Here is a 6,472-nt window from a genome sequence, read left to right on the forward strand (position 1 = left end):
GAGGACATAAGAGCATATGGAACTGACATATACCGAAAAACAGCAGGCGTTTCGCGCCGAAGTTCGCCAGTGGCTGAAGGAGAATCTACCCGCCGAGCCGCTCGCCAGTTATGACACCAAAGCGGGCTTTGAACAGCACAGGGAGTGGGAGCGCAAACTCTTTGATGCGCGTCTGTCCATGGTGATGTGGCCCACAGAACTTGGAGGCCGCGGCTGCGACCTTATCGAGTGGCTGATCTTTGAAGAGGAATATTATGGCGCCGGCGCGCCAATGCGGGTCAATCAAAATGGTCAGCTGTTGCTTGGCCCGACCCTGATGGAGTTTGGCACTCAGGCACAGAAAGAGAAGTTCCTGCCACGAATGGCTGCCAGTGATGATATGTGGGCACAGGCCTGGTCCGAGCCCAATGCGGGTTCAGATATGGCCGCAATCAGCTCAAAAGCGATTCGTGATGGTGATGAGTACGTGATCAATGGCCAAAAAACCTGGTCCACCAGAGCCATCTTCGCAGACTGGTGCTTCGGCCTGTTCCGCACAGACGCTGAATCTTCCCGTCACCACGGCCTGTCATATCTGATGGTGCCGCTGGATGCACCTGGAGTCACCATACGTCCCATTAAAGCACTCAATGGCAAACAGGCCTTTGCTGAAATCTTTTTCGACAATGTTCGTGTGCCTGTTGAAAACCGCATAGGGGATGATGGACAGGGCTGGAAGGTCGCAATGGCTACTGCGGGGTTTGAGCGCGGCTTGTTACTCCGCTCTCCCGCCCGGTTCCAGCAGACGGCCCGTAAGCTGGTGCAGCTGTATCTGGCCAATCGCCGCGCAGCAGATGCTGATCCCGCCATCGCCACCAAAGTGGCTCAGGCCTGGTCTGATGCACAGGCTTATGCCTTGTCCGCTTATTACACAGTAGGTCGTCTATCCAGAGGGGAGAAGATTGGCGCTGAATCCAGTATCAATAAGATTTTCTGGTCTGAGCTGGATCTGAATATGCACCAGATAGCCATGGATATTCTGGGGGCTCAGGGTGAGCTGACAGACTGTGCGTCGACCTCCTGGCTTGAGGGCTTCCTGTTTGCTCAGGCTGGTCCAATCTATGCCGGAGCCAACGAAATTCAACGCAATATTGTAGCCGAGCGTATGCTGGGCCTGCCAAAAGGGTGAGGTGATTATGGACTTTACTTTCACAGAAGATGAATTGGCATTTCGCGAAGCGATAAGCCGTTTTTTGATGACAGAAGCCGCTCCTGAAACCCTGAGAGAGATCTGGGAAACCGATTCTGGCCGTAGTCCTGAACTGAGAAGTAAGATCGCAGAGCAGGGACTGACAGCTCTTTCTGTGCCTGAAGAGGCTGGCGGTCTGGGTCTGGGTGATGTCGCCTGGTCTCTGATGACGCAGGAGTTGGGTTACTACGGCATTCCCGATTCTATGGCTGACTCAGCATATGTGGCGACTGGTTTATTAAGTGCCTTGCCCGCTGGAGAAAAGCGAGATGCGTGGCTGGAGCAGGTTGCTGCCGGTGAGCTGCGTATCGCCGTGGGCCACGGCTGCAACAGTCTGGTTGCCGATGCCCAGTCTGCAGATCTGCTGTTGCTCCACCACACCAATCATAATGGTGACATTGAGTTACATGCTATCGAGCGCGCTTTGGTCGATGTGACTCCGCACTCGAGTATAGATTCCTCCCGTCGCCTTGCCCGAATAAGCTGGCAGCCAACGGATGATAGCCTGGTCGTCAGCGGCGATGATGCCGAAGTACTACTGGCGGAAACCCTCAACCGAGGCGCACTGTCAGTTGCGGGACAATTGCTTGGATTGGCACAGCGCATGTTGGATCTGTCCGTTGACTATGTTGCTCAGCGCAAGCAGTTCGGTCGTGCCATCGGCAGCTTTCAGGCGGTAAAGCATCATCTTGCGGATGTGGCAGCCAAAATAGAGTTCGCCCGTCCGGTTCTCTACCGGGCAGCATGGGCCTTACAGAAACAAACTCCGGATGCAGAGCTGTATGTATCTCAGGCCAAGCTAGCCTGTATTGACGCAGCAGCTTTGGCGGCCCGTCATGGAATACAGGTTCATGGTGCTATGGGGTACACCTGGGAAGTAGACCTGCAGATGTTTATGAAGCGCAGCTGGGCGCTTATCCCAAGTTGGGGAGACAGAAGTTTTCACCAGGCCAGGGTCAACGACAATCTGTTCAGTCGGGTTGCCGCGGACAATCAATCCGCCGGGCCTGAGTCCACCTTTGGGAGGCAGATATGAGCCAGGCATATATCGTTGATGCGCTGCGCACGCCCACCGGACGACGCAAGGGTAGCCTGTCCCAGATCCATGCCATTGATCTGGGGGCACATGTACTAAAAGCTCTGGTTGACCGTAACCCGATCCCCGCCGACCAGTACGATGATGTGATCTTTGGTTGTGTGGATACCATTGGTTCCCAGGCAGGCAATATCGCTAGAACCAGTTGGTTGGCGGCGGGGTTGCCGTTATCAGTACCTGGCACCACGGTAGACAGGCAGTGTGGTTCTTCCCAGCAGGCCCTGCATTTTGCGGCGCAGGCAGTAATGAGTGGTACTCAGGATGTAATTGCTGTCGGTGGTGTTCAGACCATGACCCAAATCCCGATCTCTTCGGCCATGCTGGCAGGACAGCCTTTGGGTTTTACTACGCCGTTCGCCCAGAGTGAGGGATGGAACAAGCGTTTTGGCAACGCACCTGTTGACCAGTTCTATGCTGCCCAGCGAATTGCAGACCATTGGAATATCAGCCGTGGTGAGATGGAAGCTTTCGCACTTGAGAGTCATAAAAGGGCACTTAATGCTATTGAGTCCGGACTGTTCAATCGGGAGATTATTGAGACCAAGGGTCTTAAGCAGGATGAGACTCCGCGAAATACTTCACTGGCCAAAATGGCTGAGCTGGAGCCGGTTGGCGATGCATATCCTGGCATTACAGCGGCTGTATCCAGCCAGACCTGTGATGCATCAGCTGCGATTTTGGTGGTATCCGAAGCGGCCCTTAAAAAGTATGGCCTGACCCCAAGGGCGCGAATTCATCATATCAGTGTATTGGGTGACGACCCCATATGGCATCTTACTGCACCGATCCCCGCCACAAAACGCGCCCTTGAAAAAGCGGGTTTATCAATTGAAGATATTGATTTATTTGAGGTAAATGAAGCGTTTGCATCTGTCGCCATGGCATGGATGAAAGAGCTTGATTGCCCTCACGACAAGGTCAACGTTAATGGTGGTGCGATTGCCCTGGGCCACCCGCTTGGTGCTACAGGTGCGAGACTGATGACCGGTATGCTCCACGAGCTTGAGCGCAGAGACGGACGTTTCGGTTTGCAAACCATGTGTGAAGGCGGTGGCGTTGCCAATGTGACTATCATCGAGCGTTTGAAACCCCAAGCACCAAGCAATAACACTGTGGCCAGTTAAGCGGTCTGAATAAAACAAGTCCGTGGGATAAACGGAACAGGGACAAGTCGGCCATCAGGCTGAACTTAAGGAGAACAGGATGGGAATTTGTAAGGGACGTACCGTCATCATTACCGGGGCCGGTGGTGGCCTGGGTAAGGCTTATGCGCTGGGGTTTGCCGCTGAAGGGGCAAATGTGGTGGTTAATGATATCCGCGCCGATGCCGCCGCTGCCGTTGTCGATGAGATCGTCACCTCAGGTGGCAAGGCGATCGCCTCTATCCATGATATTACCCGCATTGACACAGCTCAAAGGATCGTTGACGAGGCGCTTGCCGCTTTTGATGAGGTCCATGTACTGGTGAACAATGCCGGGGTGCTTGCAGATCGTATGTTTATCAGCCTGAGCGAAGAGGACTGGGACAAGGTGATGCAGGTCCACCTCAAAGGTCATTTTTGTCTGGCCAATATTCTGGGGCGGCGCTGGCGTGATCTGGCCAAGGCCGGCAATCCCGTTGATGCCCGTATTATCAACACAAGTTCAGGAGCTGGTTTGCAGGGCTCAATCGGTCAATCAAACTATTCTGCTGCCAAAGGTGGCGTAGCATCCCTGACCCTGGTGCAGGCTGCTGAGCTCAAACGTTATGGCGTGACCGCCAACGCACTTGCACCTGCCGCAAGAACTTCAATGACAGAAGGCGCCATGCCGGATGTGGTGAAAAAACCTGAAGATGGCAGCTTCGACCTCTGGTCTGCTGACAATGTTGCGCCTCTGGTGGTGTGGTTGGGCTCATCCGACTCTTCCCATATAACCGGCCAGGTAATTGAAAGTCAGGGAGGACGTTTGTCTCTGTGTGATGGTTGGCGCACAGGCGAAACCGCCGACAAAGGTCAGCGCTGGCAAGTTAATGAGATCGGCGAAGTGCTGGACTCTCTGATTGGCAAAGCCCAGCCGGCACAAAAAGTTTGGGGGAGCTGATATGACAACAAACAAAACAAGTAACCACCCAAGGTCGGCGAATAGCGTCGATAACCGCCGTCGAGATCTGTTAAAAGCTGGCGGCGCACTAGGGGCTGCTGCTATGTCAGGTGTGGCTCTTTCCGGCGTTTCAGCCAGTGCCAATGCAGGTATCAACACCAAACTGCCCATGTCTGAGTATGACAATCTGGATATGACAGCAATGGCACAGCTGGTTCACAAGGGCGATGTGACCCCACTGGAACTGTTTGATGCTGCAGCTGCCCGGTTTGAGGCCTATAAGGATCTGAATCTGTTGGCTGTCAGCCATCTGGAAGCGGCCCGAGAGCAGGCAAAACAGCAAAGTCATGCAGCGCAGCAGGAGCGTGATGCCGTTTTTAACAAGGCGCCTCTGCATGGTATTCCGTTCGCCCTTAAAGATCTTGGTATCAAGGTTGAGGGTACTGTCACCACCAACGGCAGCCTCCTGTTTAAGGATGATGTGGCTGAATATGATTCGACCCTGACCCAAAGGTATAAAGCTGCCGGGCTCAATATTATGGCCAAGCTGACCAGCCCTGAGTTTGGCCAGACGGCGACCACAGAGTCCAAACTTCACGGCGACACACTGAACCCCTGGGATACCAGTTGCTCTACCGGTGGCTCGAGTGGCGGCAGTGCCGCTGCCGTTGCGGCGCGAATTCTTCCTGCAGCTCATGCCAGTGATGGTGGCGGGTCTATCCGTATTCCCGCATCCCACTGTGGCATCTTTGGCATGAAGCCAAGTCGTGGCCGCATTCCCACCGGACCAGACATTCTGGAAGGCTGGATGGGACTGTCGGTACACAATGTTGTCAGCCGCAGCGTACGTGATTCAGCGCTATTGATGGAGTTGACCCAGGGACCTGAGCATGGCACCCGGGTGCAACAGGTCAATGGAGAATTTTTGAAGGCGATTCAAACCCCGCCAAAGGGTCTGCGCATCGCAGTGATGAAACATCATCCCTTCGGCTTGCCGGTGCACAGTGACTGTATCAAGGCTGTGGACAATACCATCAAGGTACTTGAAAGCCTGGGTCACAGTGTTGAACTGGCGTCGCCTGAGCTTCCCATTGAAGATATGTACAAAGGCATGGGCGTTACCACTTCATCCGGTGTGCTTCAGGCTGTGCAGGCCCAGGAAGTAAAACTGGGGCGCAAGGCGAGGGAAGATGAGTTTTCTCCAATCGTTTGGGGTTTTATGGAGAACGCCAAAGGCTTTACTGCGCAGCAGGTATTTGCCGCTCGCAACGCCTATGACAGGGCTGGTCGCAGCTTTGACCGATTCTTCGATACCTTTGACCTGATTCTGGCACCGGTAACCGCTGCGCCACCACCAAAGATTGGGGAACTGAGCCTGTATCAATCCTACGATAGCTTTGTCGGCAATGTGATCAAAGCATCTCCAATCACAGCCATGTTCAATATGACAGGCCTGCCCGCAATGTCTGTTCCAATGAACTGGAATGCTGAGGGTTTACCAATCGGCGTGCAGTTTGGGGCGTCATACGGTAACGAAGCGCTGCTGTTTGCATTGGCTGCTCAACTGGAACAGGTGGCACCCTGGCAGCACAGGCGTCCCCCCTATATCGGCTAGTGGCCCTGCTCAGTTAAAAAATCTCCCCTCGGGGAGATTTTTTTATGCCTGCAGCACAGATGAGTGTGAGATGGTCATATGTTGCCATAGAAATACACCTTAGAGGCATTGAACAGGTGAGCTCTCCGCTCTAGCTTGAGTAATTGAAGCTGTTTTTACACTCAACTTTTTAAGGAGAGAGATGATGGACAGTATTCAACTCACCGCATTCGATCTGGCAACCCGTTTTACCGGCATCAAAGAGATAGAGGGTTTTGATGACAACCCCCAAATTATGGCGATGCTGAAGCTGGACAACTCATGGCCAGAGAATGATGAGGTCGCCTGGTGCAGTGCTTTTACTAGGGTCTGTTGACCTTTCATGGTTGAATTTTGCTCGAGATAGACGCGCTTTAATCGCGACGCAAGGTGTGCCGCCTAGTGGGCCTAAGCAAATACCTTGCAACAAAGA

At 53.7% G+C, this 6,472-nt stretch carries 6 protein-coding genes; all 6 read left to right on the forward strand.

What is annotated here, in order from left to right:
• Positions 1-16: 16 nt before the first annotated feature.
• On the forward strand, positions 17-1,168 hold the full coding sequence (locus L2725_RS14710) for an acyl-CoA dehydrogenase family protein (RefSeq protein WP_249249620.1): 1,152 nt from the start codon (positions 17-19) through the stop codon (positions 1,166-1,168).
• Positions 1,169-1,175: 7 nt separating this feature from the next.
• A complete protein-coding gene (locus L2725_RS14715) occupies positions 1,176-2,264 on the forward strand; it encodes an acyl-CoA dehydrogenase family protein (protein ID WP_249249621.1) in 1,089 nt (362 codons plus the stop codon).
• A complete protein-coding gene (locus tag L2725_RS14720; protein WP_249249622.1) occupies positions 2,261-3,448 on the forward strand; it encodes an acetyl-CoA C-acetyltransferase in 1,188 nt (395 codons plus the stop codon). Before L2725_RS14715 ends, L2725_RS14720 begins: the two co-directional genes overlap by 4 nt.
• 79 nt (positions 3,449-3,527) lie before the next feature.
• Positions 3,528-4,406 carry an SDR family oxidoreductase gene (locus L2725_RS14725; protein ID WP_249249623.1) on the forward strand — a complete coding sequence of 293 codons (879 nt, stop codon included), beginning with the start codon at positions 3,528-3,530 and terminating at the stop codon, positions 4,404-4,406.
• A 1-nt stretch (position 4,407) separates the two neighbouring features.
• Complete coding sequence (locus tag L2725_RS14730) at positions 4,408-6,021, forward strand: amidase (protein ID WP_249249624.1); 1,614 nt, start codon at positions 4,408-4,410, stop codon at positions 6,019-6,021.
• Positions 6,022-6,202: 181 nt separating this feature from the next.
• Entirely contained in the window at positions 6,203-6,376 is a 174-nt protein-coding gene (locus L2725_RS14735) for a hypothetical protein (RefSeq protein ID WP_249249625.1), read from the forward strand.
• Positions 6,377-6,472: the final 96 nt, after the last annotated feature.

This window comes from Shewanella corallii, assembly GCF_023349125.1.
In the GTDB taxonomy this organism is placed as follows: Bacteria; Pseudomonadota; Gammaproteobacteria; order Enterobacterales; family Shewanellaceae; genus Shewanella; species Shewanella corallii.

Bases quoted from the DNA above. Each gene is read 5' to 3' on its own strand.
- L2725_RS14715 (WP_249249621.1), top strand. From the start codon at position 1,176: ATGGACTTTACTTTCACAGAAGATGAATTGGCATTTCGCGAAGCGATA.
- L2725_RS14710 (WP_249249620.1), top strand. From the start codon at position 17: ATGGAACTGACATATACCGAAAAACAGCAGGCGTTTCGCGCCGAAGTT.
- L2725_RS14730 (WP_249249624.1), top strand. From the start codon at position 4,408: ATGACAACAAACAAAACAAGTAACCACCCAAGGTCGGCGAATAGCGTC.
- L2725_RS14735 (WP_249249625.1), top strand. From the start codon at position 6,203: ATGATGGACAGTATTCAACTCACCGCATTCGATCTGGCAACCCGTTTT.
- L2725_RS14720 (WP_249249622.1), top strand. From the start codon at position 2,261: ATGAGCCAGGCATATATCGTTGATGCGCTGCGCACGCCCACCGGACGA.
- L2725_RS14725 (WP_249249623.1), top strand. From the start codon at position 3,528: ATGGGAATTTGTAAGGGACGTACCGTCATCATTACCGGGGCCGGTGGT.